This window comes from Pontibacter akesuensis (assembly GCF_001611675.1).
In the GTDB taxonomy this organism is placed as follows: Bacteria; Bacteroidota; Bacteroidia; order Cytophagales; family Hymenobacteraceae; genus Pontibacter; species Pontibacter akesuensis.
In genome coordinates this window covers 670682-686422 of sequence record NZ_CP014766.1, presented here as the reverse complement: position 1 = coordinate 686422, position 15741 = coordinate 670682, and the positions used below count along the sequence as shown (strand labels likewise).

At 52.6% G+C, this 15741-nt stretch carries 13 protein-coding genes; 10 read left to right on the top strand and 3 right to left on the bottom strand.

Annotation, left to right across the window (positions count from 1 at the left end; genetic code table 11):
• Positions 1-7: 7 nt before the first annotated feature.
• The 3 genes from A0W33_RS02825 (at position 8) to A0W33_RS02815 (ending at position 1930) form a co-directional block, all read left to right on the top strand.
• Positions 8-355 carry a hypothetical protein gene (locus tag A0W33_RS02825; RefSeq protein WP_068836763.1) on the top strand — a complete coding sequence of 116 codons (348 nt, stop codon included), beginning with the start codon at positions 8-10 and terminating at the stop codon, positions 353-355.
• 74 nt (positions 356-429) lie between these two features.
• Positions 430-1254, top strand: a complete 825-nt coding sequence (locus A0W33_RS02820; protein WP_068836762.1) for a TIGR04290 family methyltransferase — start codon at positions 430-432, stop codon at positions 1252-1254.
• A 112-nt stretch (positions 1255-1366) separates the two neighbouring features.
• Entirely contained in the window at positions 1367-1930 is a 564-nt protein-coding gene (locus A0W33_RS02815; protein ID WP_082815109.1) for an NUDIX hydrolase, read from the top strand.
• A 545-nt stretch (positions 1931-2475) separates the two neighbouring features.
• On the opposite strand, the gene hisC is transcribed toward A0W33_RS02815, so the two are convergent.
• Positions 2476-4623 carry a histidinol-phosphate transaminase gene (hisC, locus tag A0W33_RS02810; protein ID WP_068836761.1) on the bottom strand — a complete coding sequence of 716 codons (2148 nt, stop codon included), beginning with the start codon at positions 4621-4623 and terminating at the stop codon, positions 2476-2478.
• A gap of 310 nt (positions 4624-4933) precedes the next feature.
• Between hisC and A0W33_RS02805 the strand changes: the two genes are divergently transcribed.
• Positions 4934-5518, top strand: a complete 585-nt coding sequence (locus tag A0W33_RS02805; RefSeq protein ID WP_068836760.1) for a nitroreductase family protein — start codon at positions 4934-4936, stop codon at positions 5516-5518.
• Positions 5519-5536: 18 nt separating this feature from the next.
• Positions 5537-6250: a pirin family protein gene (locus A0W33_RS02800; protein WP_068836759.1), complete on the top strand. Its 714-nt coding sequence runs from the start codon at positions 5537-5539 to the stop codon at positions 6248-6250.
• 56 nt (positions 6251-6306) lie between these two features.
• Here A0W33_RS02800 and A0W33_RS02795 read toward each other — a convergent pair whose 3' ends face one another.
• Positions 6307-6987 carry a TIGR02117 family protein gene (locus A0W33_RS02795; RefSeq protein ID WP_074937169.1) on the bottom strand — a complete coding sequence of 227 codons (681 nt, stop codon included), beginning with the start codon at positions 6985-6987 and terminating at the stop codon, positions 6307-6309.
• Between the two features lie 455 nt (positions 6988-7442).
• On the opposite strand from A0W33_RS02795, the gene A0W33_RS02785 reads away from it, so the two are divergent.
• The 5 genes from A0W33_RS02785 (at position 7443) to A0W33_RS02765 (ending at position 12705) form a co-directional block, all read left to right on the top strand.
• Positions 7443-10001, top strand: a complete 2559-nt coding sequence (locus A0W33_RS02785) for a M14 family zinc carboxypeptidase (protein WP_082815107.1) — start codon at positions 7443-7445, stop codon at positions 9999-10001.
• 122 nt (positions 10002-10123) lie between these two features.
• Entirely contained in the window at positions 10124-10654 is a 531-nt protein-coding gene (locus tag A0W33_RS02780; protein WP_068836756.1) for a DinB family protein, read from the top strand.
• A 121-nt stretch (positions 10655-10775) separates the two neighbouring features.
• Positions 10776-12215, top strand: a complete 1440-nt coding sequence (locus A0W33_RS02775) for an SLC13 family permease (protein ID WP_068836755.1) — start codon at positions 10776-10778, stop codon at positions 12213-12215.
• A gap of 109 nt (positions 12216-12324) precedes the next feature.
• A complete protein-coding gene (locus tag A0W33_RS02770; protein ID WP_068836754.1) occupies positions 12325-12516 on the top strand; it encodes a hypothetical protein in 192 nt (63 codons plus the stop codon).
• A 6-nt stretch (positions 12517-12522) separates the two neighbouring features.
• Positions 12523-12705 carry a hypothetical protein gene (locus A0W33_RS02765; RefSeq protein ID WP_068836753.1) on the top strand — a complete coding sequence of 61 codons (183 nt, stop codon included), beginning with the start codon at positions 12523-12525 and terminating at the stop codon, positions 12703-12705.
• Positions 12706-13149: 444 nt separating this feature from the next.
• On the opposite strand, the gene priA is transcribed toward A0W33_RS02765, so the two are convergent.
• Positions 13150-15681 carry a replication restart helicase PriA gene (gene priA / locus A0W33_RS02760; RefSeq protein WP_068836752.1) on the bottom strand — a complete coding sequence of 844 codons (2532 nt, stop codon included), beginning with the start codon at positions 15679-15681 and terminating at the stop codon, positions 13150-13152.
• Between the last annotated feature and the right edge of the window lie 60 nt (positions 15682-15741).

Below are 15741 nucleotides of genomic sequence, written 5' to 3'. Positions count from 1 at the left end.
CTACACTATGAAAAAGTCCAGATTAATTTACCTGTCCCTGATGCTGTCGCTTATGTTTCTCTTCACTTCGTGCGGGCCAACCATCCATTACCTAGGCGAAAGCTACCCACCCAGCACCGACATAGAGGTGTTTTACGATGTGAAGGATGTGAAGCGCGACTACAAAGTTATCGGCAAGATGACGAACGACGAGCTCTCCAGCGACATACCGGAACAGGTACGGGCACAGATGGTGGAACGGGCCAAACAGGCTGGCGGTGACGCCATTATCTTTACCGATCTGGGCGTAGACCGTACGGAAGTAAATTCAGGCAGCCTGGTGGTGAAGGCAAACGTGATCAAATATACAGAGTAGCAGTTGCTAACCTTTTTGGCGGGTCTATCGTCTATCAACCCAACATTCACACAATCATACATCCAAAATTAAGTATGCAGCAGGAGATAGAGCAGCTAGGACCATGGTTCCACAACTTACATTTGCCGGGCGGGGAGCAAACCGCACCCAACCATTTTCTGGGTGATTTCCCGAATTTCAAATGGAAAGAATTAGAGCCCCACATCCCCGCTGACCTGTCTGGGAAAAATGTGCTGGATATTGGTTGCAACGCGGGCTTCTATAGTATAGAACTGGCCAAGCGCGGTGCCAACGTGTTAGGCATTGATGTGGACCCGCACTACCTGCGCCAAGCGGCATGGGCTGCCAGGCAATTTGGGTTGGAAGATAAAATCGAGCTGCAGCAGCTCCAGGTGTATGATGTGGCACGCCTCGACCGTCAGTTCGACCTGATCTGGTACATGGGTGTGCTTTACCACCTGCGCTACCCACTGCTTTCCCTCGATATCCTTTCGCAGAAGTGCCGCGGCCAGATGGTATTCCAGACGCTTAGCATGCCTGGCGATCAGGTAACGGAAACCCCCGACGACTTCGGCATAAACGACCGCCAGCGCATGCTGGAAGAGGGATGGCCCAAAATGGCGTTCATAGAAAAACGCATGGCCGGTGACATTACCAACTGGTGGGCTCCGAACCATGCGGCTATCGAGGCCATGATGCGCTCCTGCGGTTTCCGTGTAAAGGCACGCCCAGGACACGAGCTATACTTGCTGGAGGTTGATGAGCAGCTGAAGCAGCACCAGCAATGGAATGCCTCCGAATACCTGTCAGCCACCGGCCAGGATTGGCAGGAGGCCGTGCAGCAGAAAGTAGCTGAGAAGAACGAATACATGGTGGGCCAGAACGGAAAGCAAAAGTAGTGCTGCCCCTGCGCCTGAAGAATTGATACAAAAACCGAAGTATAGGCGATACACTAAAAAAGCTATGCGAACGCATGGCTTTTTTTACGCTGACAAAGTATAAACTGCAATCATGACAAAAGAGATGAACTCGCCACAGCCCTGGAAAATACTCAAATCGGAGATGGTGTTTGATGAGAAGTGGTACAAGCTGCGCCGCGACGAAGTTGAGTTGCCGAACGGCCTGAAACTGGATGACTACTATGTGAGTGTCCGCCCCAACGTAGCCTTAACCTTTCCGCTTACCGAAGACAACCACGTAATCTTTGTGCGGCAGTACAAGCATGCGGCAGCGGGCATTTTTCTGGAGCTGCCCGGTGGCGTGGTCGATGAGGAAGAGGATGATCCGCTGGAGGCCGCCAAGCGTGAACTGCTGGAGGAAACCGGCTACACTTCCGATGACATGGAGCTGATGCTGGAAGCGATTGACAACCCCACCAAAGACACAAACAAAATTTTCTACTACCTGGCCCGCAACGTGAAACAGGTAGCTAGCCAGGATCTGGACGAGACCGAGAATATTGAGGTATTGAAGATTCCCATCCATAAAGTGGAGGAGATGCTGCTGAACGGCGAGATCCACGTAACCGGATCTGTAGCCTTGTGCCTTCTCGTGCTGAGGAAGTTAGGGCTGTAGTAAAGTATGGCTGGCTTAGGTTTATCGCAAGCTTGCAACCTTATCCTGTTTTGTAGCTTTTCTGTAAAAGCATATTTTGTTAGAGAGGCACTTGAGGTGGTGAAGAGATTGTCCCCTTGAGGGGACCACAGGGGTGTTTAAACCTGCAGAATATTACTTTGGCTACTAAATAGACGCTTTACACCCCTGTAATCTCCTCAAGGGGATAATTTGCTGCCCCCCTTTCGGTTCTGTGCATCGAAAAGCGCCGAATCTGAAAAAGTTATGAAACAGGATAAGGCTTTCAACTTGCGCAAGTATAAATTACCCTGGTCTACCCAGGTTGCAAACCTGCTGCATGTAGCCACAAGTTACAAACTTGCTGCTTGTATAGTTTTTCAACTGGTATAGTTTAAAACAGAAAGAGACGCTAATAAGCGTCTCTTTCTGTTTTAGGCCGAGCAAGGAAAATAAAGCGATTGCGCTCAACCCACCCCTGCCCCTCCTTTGAGGGGCAGGGGTGGGTTTTTCCACCACCTTCAACTATTTAAAGATTAAGCCCAACCCTATACCCATGCCGTAGCGGCGACAACCGGAGTCTCTTTCCAGCGCAAGGTATTACCAGCGCCGTTCGGTTGTACTGAAAAGTTTACGTGCAGCTTCAAATTCTCTTTTATCTGGATTGCAGAGTCTTTGATGGGCGCCGGGGCGAAGCCGTTTCGGATGAGGCGGTGCATCCAGGCTTCGTGGCGCTCGTGGCGCTCCACGCGCTGCAGTTTCTCACAGGAAATAACGTTGATGATCTCGCGCCCGAAAAACTCCTGCTCAATGATCTGGCGCTCAGGCATTAGTCGGGGGAGCAGTGTGTCCAGGGCATCAAAAACGGTGTAGTAATGGCGCAGCGACTCCCGCAGGCGTGGCAGGAAGCGCAGCTTGTTGTGCTCAGAGTCTGGCTCGGTGAGCGTAAGTATGGCGGGCTGTAACGCTTTAATCTGTTGCAGTATTCTGTCGCGGTAGTCCACAGGCCCCAGCAGATGGTCGGGCAGGTGGTGCAGCGTGAAGGCAGAGTTTACCACCAGCACCTCGTTTTCGGCGGTATAAATCTTACGCAGGTTCACTACCTCCAGCCGCTGGGCAATGGCCGTATAACTAAACCGAAGGCCAAGCTTTTCTGCATGCTGTGTTAGCATTTTGCCTGTTTGCTGCAGTTTTTTATCTGGTGCGCCAACAGCAGAAGGAATATCTACCCCCGTAATGCGAATCTTCGGGGCGCTTTCTCCACGCGCGGCAAATAGCTCCAGTAGGTGCAGCCACTGCAACCCACCGCCAATGCCCAGGTCCAGGATATGGATTTCGGAAGCTCCAGCAGTGGTCTCGGCAATGGCCAGGTTGCCAAAGTGGTGGCCGAACGTAACGAGTGGCGTTGATTTTACCAGCACGTTAAAAGCCGAGATCATATCCGTTTCGCCAAAAGTGCTGCTGTACAGGTTGCCGGTATGTTGGTTCCCCTCCGGGCCGAGGCAACTGCTGAAGGCGCGCGCAAAGGCCAGGGCAATGCGTTCGGCAGCCGTGCCAATGTTATTGGCCGTTTCAGCTAGTTCAGACACAGTAGCCAGGGCCTGAAACACATCGTCTGTTTTCGAAAGCGTATAGCCTGTTTTAAGAATCTGGGCGAGCACTTTATTGGGCCATATGCTCTCAGGGGAGAGGATGGCATGGAGCTGCTCGCGCAGGTGCTGCTGGTGCGCCGGTGTGCCAACCGTGATCCGGAAATTATAGTTGCTGTCGGTGTAGCGCACCTGGATGCCGTTTTCCAGGAGTGGCTCAGCCAGTTGCCGGGCAGGCAGTCCGGCATCCACAAACAGAAAGTTGCCTTCCGATGGCCACCACTGCACGCCCTCCAATTGCATCAAATGCTGTAAATGACCTTTGCCTATGTGCGTTTGCTCGAGCGTGTGGTGCAGGTGCTTCTGGTCGTAAAGGGCGGCGTGGGCAGCGATCTGCGCCAACTGGTTCACGTTAAACGGCTGCTTCACGGCCATAATCCTGCACACCACCTGCTGCTGAGCAATCAGGTAGCCTACACGCAGCGAGGCTAATCCGTAGGCTTTGGAGAAAGTTCGGAGCACCACCAGGTTTTCGTGTTGCGGCAGGTAGGGCAGGGCATTGGCATAATCGGGGGCAGACACGTACTCCAGGTAGGCCTCATCCATCACCAGCAGCACGTGTGGTGGCACCTCCCTTAGCAGCCACTCCAGCTCCGTTTTAGTCAGGTAGCCGCCTGTTGGGTTGTTCGGGTTTGATAAAAAGAGAATACGCGTTTCAGCGTCAATCTGCCGCAGCATGCCAGGTAAATCGTAGGCATACCTGCTGTTGAGCGGGGCCTGCTTAAACTGTACGCCAAGCGCCTCAGCCTCCATCTGGTACAGCGGGTACGTTGGCGCCACCGACACCACGTTGCACTGGCTAAAAGGCTGGCAATAGCTGCGCACCAGCAGCGAGATAAGCTCAGCTGATCCGCTGCCCACTACAAGCTGCTCCGGATTAACACCAACATGGTCGGCCACTGCGGCTCGCAGGGGAGCGGCATCCGGCATAGGGTAAGCGTAGATTTGCGGCAGGGCTTCCTGGAGCGCGGCGGTAACCTGTGCCGATACGCCGAAAAGGTTTTCATTCGATGAGCCGTTGTAGGCGGCAATGCTGGCTGTTTTCATGTGCGGGGATATTCTAAAGTACCGTAGCGGTTGAGGTGCGAATCAGATGAAGTCACTAATATATGTATTAGATTATATAAATGGACTAATTTAGCCGGATAATTTTCACTATTCTACTTTTTATATGCCGCGAAGGGCGCCTGGCCACAATCTGGATCTTAAAATTTCACCGTAGCGAAACTTTTCTAATGAAATGTTTGTACATTAAATGTATGTACATTAAATTTGTATATCCGGTGCTACAATAACAATTTCAGGGTGGCAGGAGTTAAGATAAATTGAACAAAATACCCAATAGCTAAAATATTGTATGGCAACATCCACAGAAAATAAAATCGCAGTGCACCAACTTATTGAGAGCCGCTGGAGCCCTCGCGCCTTCACAAACGAATCGGTAAGCGAGGAGCAGATGGAGACGCTGTTCGAGGCAGCCCGGTGGGCACCTTCGGCCATGAACGAGCAGCCCTGGCGCTTTATCTATGCCACCAAAGAGAACCGGGAGGCCTTTGATAAATTGTTTAGCTGCCTGGTAGAGGGCAACAGCTGGGCCAAAAACGCATCAGCCTTATTTATTACGGTGGCCAAGAAGAACTACGACTTCAACGGCAAGCTAAACAGCGTTGCCTTGCATGATGTAGGTCTTGCTACCGGCAACATCCTGCTTCAGGCAACAGATATGGGCCTGCACGTGCACCTAATGGGCGGTTACGATGCTGCCCGCGCACAAGTGGTGCTGGGAATTCCGGAAGGTTTTGAACCCGTGGCGATGGGCGCGGTAGGTTATGCCGGCGATCCGGAGTCTTTGCCTGAAGGACTGAAAACCCGTGAGTTGGCACCGCGTCAGCGCAAGCCGCTAAGTGAGCTAGCGTTCAAGGGAGAATGGAATCAGCAATAATACTCAAAACACAGAACTATGAGCAAGAAAATCATACATAAAGCCGATACCCGTGGGCATGCCAACCACGGCTGGCTCGACTCACACCACACCTTCAGCTTTGCCCGTTACCATAACCCTGAGCGGATGGGCTTTGGCCTGTTGCGCGTGCTGAACGACGACGTGGTGGCACCGGGAATGGGCTTCGGCGCGCACCCGCACGACAACATGGAGATTATTTCCATCCCGCTGAAGGGGTCGTTGGCGCACCAGGACAGCACCGGCACAAAGGAGGTAATCCGCACAAACGAAGTGCAGATTATGTCGGCTGGCAGCGGCCTCACGCATTCAGAGTTTAACGGCTCCAAAACCGATGAGGTGAACTTCCTGCAGATCTGGGTATTCCCAAAAGAGCAGGACATCACTCCGCGCTACGAGCAAAAGGCCTTTAACCCGGAAGACCGCAAGAATAAACTGCAAACCGTCGTGGCCCCCGATAAAGAAGGTGGCGCCGTGTGGATTAACCAGGATGCCTGGTTTACCCTCGGCAGCCTAGAAAGCGGTTTCGCGGAGAACTACAAGCTGCACAAATCAGGCAACGGCGTGTACGCCTTTGTGCTGGAGGGTGAAGTAACGATTGACGGCGAAATGCTCAGCAAGCGCGACGGCATGGGAATCAGCGATACGGACAGTTTCAGCATCAAAGCAGCTGGCAATGCAGAACTGCTGCTGCTGGAAGTGCCGATGCGCTAACAAGTATAAAGTGAAATCAACAGAAAGAGCTCCGGCATTGTTCGGGGCTCTTTCTGTTAACGCAGGTGGCGCATAACCGAGAACGGGAGCGGCGCCCACCACGCGGCCTTGTGGCCCATGCTTTTCAATCCCTCGTTTACCCAGTTGTTGCAGTTTTTGAGCAGGTAGTATTTGCCGTGCGCCTCATAAAAAGTGTCGTACTTTGTGTAGCCGGATTCTGGGATGTGCGCGTAAACGGTGTCTTGCTGTACAAATGAGGCTTCGATAAACTGGATAAGGCGGCGGTACTCTTCCGGCGAAACAAGTATAGGCTGTTGCTGCCTGTTAGGGATTAGCCTGGAGCGGATGTAGCGCACATGCATGGCGGTGGGGGTAGGCCAGAAGGCAGCTTGCAGCGCCACACCTGGTTTCAGATCGCTCCACTCCGGTGTTTGCATAAAGAACCTGCGGTCGCCCCAGCCAAAGGCCAGGTACCTGTAGCTGCTATCTACCTGGGCGAATTGGTGCAGCGGCAGCTTCTCGCGCCAGTCGATGTAGGGGGTGGACACGGGCAGCACCAGACTGGTGTGCACGCCATTGGAGGTAACAAAGATTTCCACTTCATTTCCCTGTCGCTTGGCCTGTGCATAGCTGCTGTTAACGGTGAGGCTGCTTCCAACAAAAGCCGACAGCAGGAACAGCAGTATCAGGCCCAAAAGGCCCATTAGTCCACGGTACAACAGAAGGAAGATCAACATGGCTGTTTGTTGCATAAGGTTGCATACGGGGAGCAGGAGGGAGAATATACACAAAAGTGCCTAAAAAAACAGAACCCGGTGCAAAGCGCCGGGTCTGATTGAAGTTTAGTTAGTTTAGTTGCTATCCGTAAATCGCCGGGAGGGGCTATTGGCTTCAGCAGGTATAATACACCGTTACCCGCTGTTGAGGAAGTCTAATGCTGCGTTAAGCTTTCTTCCCTTATAAGCTCCCTAAAGGCGATGCAGAAACCCAAAATTGATTTCTGGTACAAAGGTACACCTTTTTATTTATTTGTTTAAACAACTTTTTGTTTGAATTAAAACATAACACTGCAGTAACCTTAGCACGCCGCAACACGATATGCAGAAGGCTATACTTGCCAGATTCACGTTTTTTGCGCAGATTGTATTCTTTTTCTACCCCAACGCGAAAACTAATCATTAGAAAGAAGACCATGATAAACCCTTTGAAGCGCCTGTTCGCTTTTACAATGTTGCTGCTGTGGGCACAAGTGTCACTAGCGCAGGAGCGCCTGCAGTCGCCGGAGCAGTTCCTGGGCTATAAGCTCGGCGAGCAGTTTACGCCCCACAGCCGCATCCTCGACTATGTGAACTACCTTGCTGCACAGGCTCCCAACCGTATAAAGGTGCAGGAATACGGCCGCACCTATGAGAACCGCCCGTTGGTACTGGCTTATGTGGCCTCTGACGATAACCTGCCGCGCCTGGAGCAGATCCGGGAAAACAACCTCCGGCAGGCCAACCTGCAGGACGGCCCGGTACAGGGAAACCAACCGGCCATTGCCTGGCTCAGCTACAACGTGCACGGCAATGAATCGGTAAGTTCTGAAGCGGTGATGCAGGTGCTGTATGACCTCGTTGACCCTTCGAACGCACAAAGTAAGGAGTGGCTGCAGAACACAATTGCCATCGTGGACCCGGTGGTGAATCCTGACGGCCGCGAGCGCTATGTGCAGTGGTACAAGCAGGCCTCTAACCGTGGTGGAAACGCCTCGCCCTACGCCTGGGAGCATTGGGAGCCATGGCCAGGCGGCAGGCCGAACCATTATTACTTCGACCTGAACCGCGACTGGGCCTGGCAAACACAAATTGAGTCGAAGCAGCGGTTGGATGTGTACAACAACTGGCTGCCGCAGGTGCACGCCGACTTTCACGAGATGGGTCCGGAGTCACCTTATTATTTCTCACCGGCTGCCAAACCGTTTCACGAGAGCATTACGCCGTGGCAGCGTCAGTTTCAGAATACCATCGGCGAGTATAACCGCCAGTACTTCGATAAAAACAACTGGCTATACTTTACCCGGGAAAGCTTTGATTTGCTTTATCCGAGCTACGGCGATACCTGGCCTACCTACAACGGGGCTATCGGCATGACCTACGAGCAAGGCGGTTCGGGACGTGCGGGGCTGGCCTACAAGAAGGAGGATGGCGATACGCTTACCTTAACCGACAGAATTGCCCACCATGTGGCGGCGAGTAAGGCCACCATGCAGGCAACCTCTGAGAAGGCAGACCAGATAAAGCGGGAGTTTGAGAAGTATTATGACGATAACCTGAAAAATCCGGGAGGGGATTTCAAGTCCTTCGTGATCAAAGGCGATAGCCGCAATGCGAGCAACCTGAAACTGCTGACGGATTACCTAGAACAGCAGGGCATTCAGTACGGCTACGCCAGCAAGAGCGGCTCGGTGCGCGGTTACAACTACCGCAATGGCAAAACCGAAAGTGTGAAGCTTGCACCGCAGGACGTGGTGATCAGCATGTATCAGCCAAAATCTACCCTGGTAAAGGTGCTGTTTGAGCCAAACACCACCCTGGAGGACTCCCTGACTTACGACATCACCTCCTGGGCGCTGCCCTACGCCTACAACCTGGAGGCATACGCGGTGAAAGGGAAGGTAGACATGAACAGCAACAAGCCGGCTGCGGCCGCTCCGGCAGCCATCAGCATCGAAAAGCCCTACGCGTACCTTGCTCCCTGGACAAGTGTGCAGGACCTGAAGTTCATGACTGAGCTGATGGAGCAGAACGTGAAAGTGCGGATGGCCGAGAAAGCCTTTACCATAAACGACAACACCTATCAGCCGGGTACACTCATCATTACCCGCACCGGTAACGAGCGCCTGGGCGAAAAGTTTGATGTCACCGTGCGTGCGCTGGCAACTCAATACAATGTGCAGCTGGGGGCAACAAATACGGGCTTTGTAACTAGTGGGGCCGATTTCGGATCGAATAGCGTGCGTTACCTCAAAATGCCGAAAGTAGCGCTGATGTCGGGTGAGGGCGTATCGCCTTACGGTTTTGGGGAAGTATGGCACTTCTTTGAGCAGCAGATCGGCTACCCGGTTACGGTGCTGAATACGGCCTATTTTAGCCGGGTGCCGCTACAGGAGTTTGATGTGCTGATTTTGCCTACCGGATCTTATGGCGACGTGCTGGATGAGGCGACGCTGGAGAAGGTGCAGAACTGGGTGCGCGGCGGCGGCAAGCTGATTGCCATGGAAAGTGCAGCAGGCTTCTTGGTCGGTAAAAAAGGCTTTGAGCTACAAAAGAAGAACGGAGAGGACAGCAAAGAGAAGGAGGATGCTAAAGACAAAAAAGAGAACCCGTACGAGAACCTGCGCACCTACGCCGACCGGGAGCGGGAAGCACTGGGCAGCGAGGTGCAGGGAAGTATCTTCAGGGTGAACCTGGACAAGACCCACCCGCTGGCCTACGGCTACGGCGACAACTACTTTGCCCTGATCCGCAACCTGGAGGCGTACAGCTACCTGAAGGAGGGCTGGAATGTAGGGGTTCTGAAGAAAGACAACTACGTAACAGGTTTTGTGGGGCAGGATGCGAAAGAGGATCTGCAGGATGCGCTAGTGCTGGGAACACAGGAACTGGGCCGCGGCCAGGTGATTTACATGGCGGATAACCCGCTGTTCCGGGGCTTCTGGCAGGGTGGAAAACTGCTGTTCGGCAACGCCGTTTTTGTGGTAGGGCAGTAACCTGTATAAGTATAAAAAAAGCCCCTTCGCCTGCTCTGGCGAAGGGGCTTTTTTGTTCGGGGCATCCTTGCTAAAGTATAAATCCGTACCTTGCCAGCAGCTATACTTATAAGTATAAATCTATGCAGACGCAACAACCTATCACCTACCCGGCACCTGAGGAGTACAGTGGCTTAATAGCTAATTATGTGCAACAGGCCAAAACCGAAAACCTACTGGAGGGCCTGACGGCGAGTTATCTGTTCATTACAGGCCTGGTACAGGGCCTGTCGGAAGAGCAGTTGCACTACCGTTACGCCCCCGGCAAGTGGAGCATCAAAGAACTGCTGGTGCACATGATTGATGCCGAGCGCATCTTCACGTACCGCGCCCTGCGCTTTGCCCGGCAGGACAAAACCGAACTGCCCGGCTTCGACGAAGGCGCCTACACCCAGGCAGCCAAAGCCGACGCCCGTGACATTAACTCCATCATAGCCGAGTATACTTCGCTACGAACGGCCACCATTGAGCTGTTCAAAAGCTTTGATGCGGAGGCGCTGAACCAGCGGGGCGTAGCCAGCGGCCTGGAGGTGAGCGTGCGGGCACTGGGCTTCGTTATACTTGGCCACGAGGTGCACCACCAGAAAATCATGCGGGAGCGTTACCTGGTGTAACCCTTTGAAAGCACAAACAAAAGCTGCTGTAGGTAAAGTGCCTGCAGCAGCTTTTGTTTTGGAGGCATATCTGTAATTACCTATATTTAGAAATCAGGCACTGTTATACTTCTATTACGCTATGGAGCTGTCACGCAGAAACACAGGCTTACTGGTTGCTCCTTTGCTGGCGTTGGCCGTATGGTTTATCACGCCCGCCCTTGTCTATGAGCCGCGCCTGGTAGCCACCATTATGGCCTTTTGCCTGGTGTTCTGGATGACGGAGGTGATACCGCTTTCCATGACGGCTTTTCTGGGGGTGTTGCTGGCCGTGCTAATGGGCATTGCCGAGATAGAAACAGCGTTTCAGAACCTGGGCCACCCGATCATCCTGCTTTTTATCGGGAGCTTTCTGCTGGCCCGCTCTATGACACGCCACGGCCTGGACAAGCGGATTGCCTTGTTTATACTTTCACAGCCTTATTTTCAGAAGAGCCTGTTTCGGCTATTCATGGGCTTTTCCTTTATCTCGTTCTCCCTTTCCATGTGGGTCAGCAATTCGGTAACGGTGGCGATGCTGTTGCCCCTGATGCTCGGCGTGACGCAACTCGTTTGCCCACCCGACGCGCATGGAAAAAGCACGGCCGTATACTTCCTGCTCGGTATTGCCTACAGCGCCTCCATTGGAGGCATCAGCACCATAATCGGTTCTCCACCCAACCTGATCGGTGTGAATTACCTGGCGCAGCAGGGTGTAAGCATCGATTTTCTGCAGTGGATGTACCTGGCGCTTCCTATCTCGCTGAGCATGTATGGGGTGCTGCTGCTTTACATGCGCTATTTCCTGAAAAAAAGCAATTACAGCCAGCAGGTGGTAAAGGCCTATGTAGCGGAGCACCAGCAGCAGCGTAACCAACTCAGGCAGGGAGAAAAGATAACAATGGCTGTGTTTGTGCTGGCCGTTGTCCTGTGGCTGGCACCGGGTGTTTTTAACCTGCTGGGCATGGGGCGTGCCTATACGTTTATGGGCACTTATTTTTCTGAAAGCACGGTGGCTGTGCTGGCGGCGCTACTGCTGTTTCTGATACCGCCGGGGCAGGAAAACAACGGTGCTGGCACCCTTACATCAGAGGACCTGGTGAAAATAGACTGGGACACCATCCTGCTTTTCGGCGGTGGCATGGCCTTGGGGCAGTTGGTAGTAACTTCTGGCCTGGCTGACGTTATCGGCCGCAGCATCACCAATTATACTGATCCGGAGGCGCAGGTGCTGCTGGTGTTTTCGCTGGTGTTCCTGGTGCTGATGCTCACCGAAATAAGTTCTAACACAGCCATTGCTATTACGTTTGTTCCTATTATCATTGGTGTGCTGCAAGGGCTACGTTTGCCGCTGCTTTACCCGGTGCTGGGTGTGGTAGTGGCGTGCAGTATGGCATTTATGTTACCGGTAGCCACACCTCCCAATGCCATAGTGTACGGGAGCAAACAGATTTCCATTAGCTCGATGGTGCGAACAGGCTTTTTCCTGAACATAGTGGGCACAGTGCTGATAACGGTTTGGGTGCTTTTGTATATGATGTGATAGTCTTTACGGCAGTGTATTTTTTAAGCAGTACAACTTGCACATACCGAACCGCAAAAAGAAGGTGTGAGCAACATCTTTTACTTTATAACATCTTGTAAATGAAATAATGACGAACAGGAAGAAACTTAGGCTGCTGCTGGCAGTCGTCTGCTTTGGGTATGCTGTTTTTAAGCTGGTGCGGTTACTGAATGGTCCGGCTAACTACCGTGCATTTGATTTGTTTATGCTGGGCGCTTTCGTGATGCTTGGCGTGGTTTATACTTTCCTGTTCTTCAAAGAGGATACACCTCCTAATTAAGTTTTCATGCAGAGCCGCAGAACATTCCGCATTGTCATGACCATTGCCTGTTTCTTTTTTGCAGGCCTCAACGCTTACCGCATCTGGACCGGGGAATACGAGTCGTTGGACGTTTTTATTCTGGTAGTTTTCCTGGTGTTCGGTTCTATTTACCTGTTCATACTTTTTCGGAAGGATAAACCGCAGTAGGGAGGGGTATAAAAAGGGAAAACCTGAAAATCTGTATTGTTCCTTCTGAACAATCGGACTTTCAGGTTCTCAACTTTTAGCCAAAGGTATCCTTGTTTACGGCAGAGTTCGCGTTTGGTTTATACTTAGCTGAAATATTTTTTCGCTTAACCTCAATAGCGGTATTTATTCCTCTATCTCTCCTGAAAGCTACAGAAGCCACTTGATTCAATCTTACTTATAAATTCCTGGTTTTAGCATTAAGCGGTGAAGTACGATGTGAGAAATGTGGTGGTGTAGACATTCTTTTCACCCATCTCATATTCCATTCTGTTATTTCGAACCCAGTGAGAAATCTATCTGGAATACAGAAAAGATCTCTCCTGTCGTCGAGATGACACTAGTGAGAAGATAATGACTGCTGAAAGCTAAATTCGCAAACCTCCCTTACTATGCAGATCAAGCCTACATCGGGTCCACATCCACCACCACCCGCACACTCTTAAAATCAGGGAGTAACCTTAAATTGAAGACAGCCTGCGCCACCTGGTGTTTGGCAGCCTTCAGGTTGGTTGTTTCGCGGGGCAGCTTAATGTGGATTTCCTGCAGAAACAGGTTCCGGATCTTGAAAATGTAGGGCACCTCCGGACCCAGCACCTGCGGCTTTCCTAACCTGTCAGTAAGGTCCTTAGCCAGCACAATGGCCGCATTTTCAGCGGTAGGCTCGTCGTTGTGCTTGACAGTGAGGCGGATCATGCGCGTAAACGGCGGGTAACCAAAACGCAGACGCTCCTCAATTTCATGGTCGTAAAGGCTCTGGTAATCGTTGTTGCTAACTTTAGTGAAAATGGGCTGCTTCGGGTCGCGGGTTTGGATAAGCACGGCACCTGGCTTGCTCTTGCGCCCGGCACGACCGCTTACCTGCACAAACAGCTGGTACGCCCGCTCGTGCGCCCGGTAATCCGGAAAGTTAATGATGGTATCCGCATTCAGGATACCCACCAGACTCACGTTTTCAAAGTCTAGGCCCTTGGTTACCATTTGCGTACCCACCAGCACGTTGGTGCGGCCCGACTCGAAATCGGAAATGATCTGCTGATAGCTGTTTTTTTTCTTGGTGGTGTCCAGGTCCATGCGCTGCACCTCGGCGTTGGGTAGCATCAGCTTCAGCTCGTCCTCCACCTTCTCGGTACCGAAGCCCATACTTTTAAGGGAGGTGGCACCGCAGGCCGGGCAGTCGTGCGGCATACGCTCGTGGTAGCCGCAGTAGTGGCAGCGCAGCTCGTTGTTATACTTGTGGTACGACAAACTCACGGCGCAGAACTTGCACTTCGGAATCCAGGAGCATTCGTCGCAGGAGATGAACGGCGCGTAGCCACGGCGGTTCTGGAACAGGATTACCTGCTCGTTGCGCTGCAGCCGTGCTTCGATGGCACCGAGCAACTTGCCGGAGAAGTGGCTGTGCATGTTTTTGCGATGCTGCTCGTCGCGCACGTTAATCAGCTCTATTTCCGGTAGCTGGGCCTGCCCGAAACGCTTGGTCATACTTACCAAACCCCAGCGGCCGGTCTTGCAGTTGTAGTAGCTTTCGATGGAAGGGGTGGCCGAGCCGAGCAGGGTTTTGGTGCCCTGCAGGTTTGCCATCACCAGCGCCGTCTCGCGGGCGTTGTAGCGCGGAGCCGGGTCGTACTGCTTGTAGCTGGCCTCGTGTTCCTCGTCAATAATCACCAGCGACAAATCGTGAAAGGGCAGGAAAACAGAAGAGCGCACGCCCACTACCACCTGGAAGCGGCCGGCCAAAATGCCCTGCCATACTTCGGCGCGCTCGTTATCGGAGAACTTGGAATGGTACACGCCCAGTTTATCACCAAATACCTTCATCAGGCGCGTCACGATTTGGGCAGTCAAAGCAATTTCTGGCAACAAGTATAAAACCTGGCCGCCGCCTTCCAGGGCGTGCTTGATCAGGTCGATGTATACTTCGGTTTTGCCGCTGCCCGTTACGCCATGCAGCAGCACCGTGTCTTTCTCCTTGAACAAGCCCAGGATCTCGTCCTTCGCCTGCAACTGGTGCTCCGACAGTGCCATGGGCAGCTGCTGCGGTTCCTTGTCCATCGGGAAGCGCGACACCACCTGGTCGAACTGCTCCAGCACGCCTTTTTTGATCAGCGTGTTAATGGAGGAAGCGGACAGGTGCGGGTTGTTGACAAGAGCGCCTTTTTCGATGCCTTTGTAGTTCAGGTGGATGTCCTGGTGCACGGGCACGAGCTGCAGGTAGTTCAGCAGCACGTCGAGCTGCTTGGGCTGCGGCGTGAGCTGGTTGAAAAGCTCCTCCAGCATGCCTTCTTCCTGCACAAAGTGCTCCGTAAGGCGCACTTTCTTCACCACTTTGGGTGAGAACTTTTCGCTTACCTGTTCAAATATGATGATCGCCTCTTTCTGGATCAGCGATTTGATGTACTTGTGGTAGGGCTTGCCCTGCAGCAGCGTGCTGACCTCGGTAAAAGTGAGGGCCTGGTTGTTCTGCAGCGCAAAAATGATTTTCTCTTCCTGGGCAGCAAGTATAAGCTCGTCCTCCTCGGGGTTGTAGTGCGGGTGCAGCTGTATCCGCGATTCGCTGCTCAGCTTCAGGGCAGCCGGCAACGCCGCGTTGATCACCTCGCCCAGCGTGCACATGTAGTAATCGGCGATCCACTTAAATAGCTTTAGCTGAGGCGCTGTTACGATGGGCTTGTCATCCAGCACATCCAGGATATACTTGGCCTGGTAATCAGCAGGGGCATTTTCGTGGATGTCGGCTACGATGCAACTGAGTACCCGCTTGCCACCAAACTGCACAATCACCCGCACACCCACCATCACCTCGTCGTTCATCTCAAAGGGTATGCGGTAAGTGTACAGCTTCGGGAGGGGCAGGGGCAGGATCACATCGGCAAACAAGGTGACGCGGTCCGTGGCCGGCTCAGGCGGGTAATTGAAATTCAGCAGCTCAGACAAGGGTGTTTATACTTTAGGCAGCTACAAAGGTCGTAAAAAATTGTATATTCTATAAAAATG

Bases quoted from the DNA above. Each gene is read 5' to 3' on its own strand.
- A0W33_RS02825 (WP_068836763.1), top strand. From the start codon at position 8: ATGAAAAAGTCCAGATTAATTTACCTGTCCCTGATGCTGTCGCTTATG.
- A0W33_RS02785 (WP_082815107.1), top strand. From the start codon at position 7,443: ATGATAAACCCTTTGAAGCGCCTGTTCGCTTTTACAATGTTGCTGCTG.
- A0W33_RS02780 (WP_068836756.1), top strand. From the start codon at position 10,124: ATGCAGACGCAACAACCTATCACCTACCCGGCACCTGAGGAGTACAGT.
- A0W33_RS02765 (WP_068836753.1), top strand. From the start codon at position 12,523: ATGCAGAGCCGCAGAACATTCCGCATTGTCATGACCATTGCCTGTTTC.
- A0W33_RS02775 (WP_068836755.1), top strand. From the start codon at position 10,776: ATGGAGCTGTCACGCAGAAACACAGGCTTACTGGTTGCTCCTTTGCTG.
- hisC (WP_068836761.1), bottom strand. From the start codon at position 4,623: ATGAAAACAGCCAGCATTGCCGCCTACAACGGCTCATCGAATGAAAAC.
- A0W33_RS02770 (WP_068836754.1), top strand. From the start codon at position 12,325: ATGACGAACAGGAAGAAACTTAGGCTGCTGCTGGCAGTCGTCTGCTTT.
- A0W33_RS02795 (WP_074937169.1), bottom strand. From the start codon at position 6,987: ATGTTGATCTTCCTTCTGTTGTACCGTGGACTAATGGGCCTTTTGGGC.
- A0W33_RS02820 (WP_068836762.1), top strand. From the start codon at position 430: ATGCAGCAGGAGATAGAGCAGCTAGGACCATGGTTCCACAACTTACAT.
- A0W33_RS02800 (WP_068836759.1), top strand. From the start codon at position 5,537: ATGAGCAAGAAAATCATACATAAAGCCGATACCCGTGGGCATGCCAAC.
- A0W33_RS02815 (WP_082815109.1), top strand. From the start codon at position 1,367: ATGACAAAAGAGATGAACTCGCCACAGCCCTGGAAAATACTCAAATCG.
- A0W33_RS02805 (WP_068836760.1), top strand. From the start codon at position 4,934: ATGGCAACATCCACAGAAAATAAAATCGCAGTGCACCAACTTATTGAG.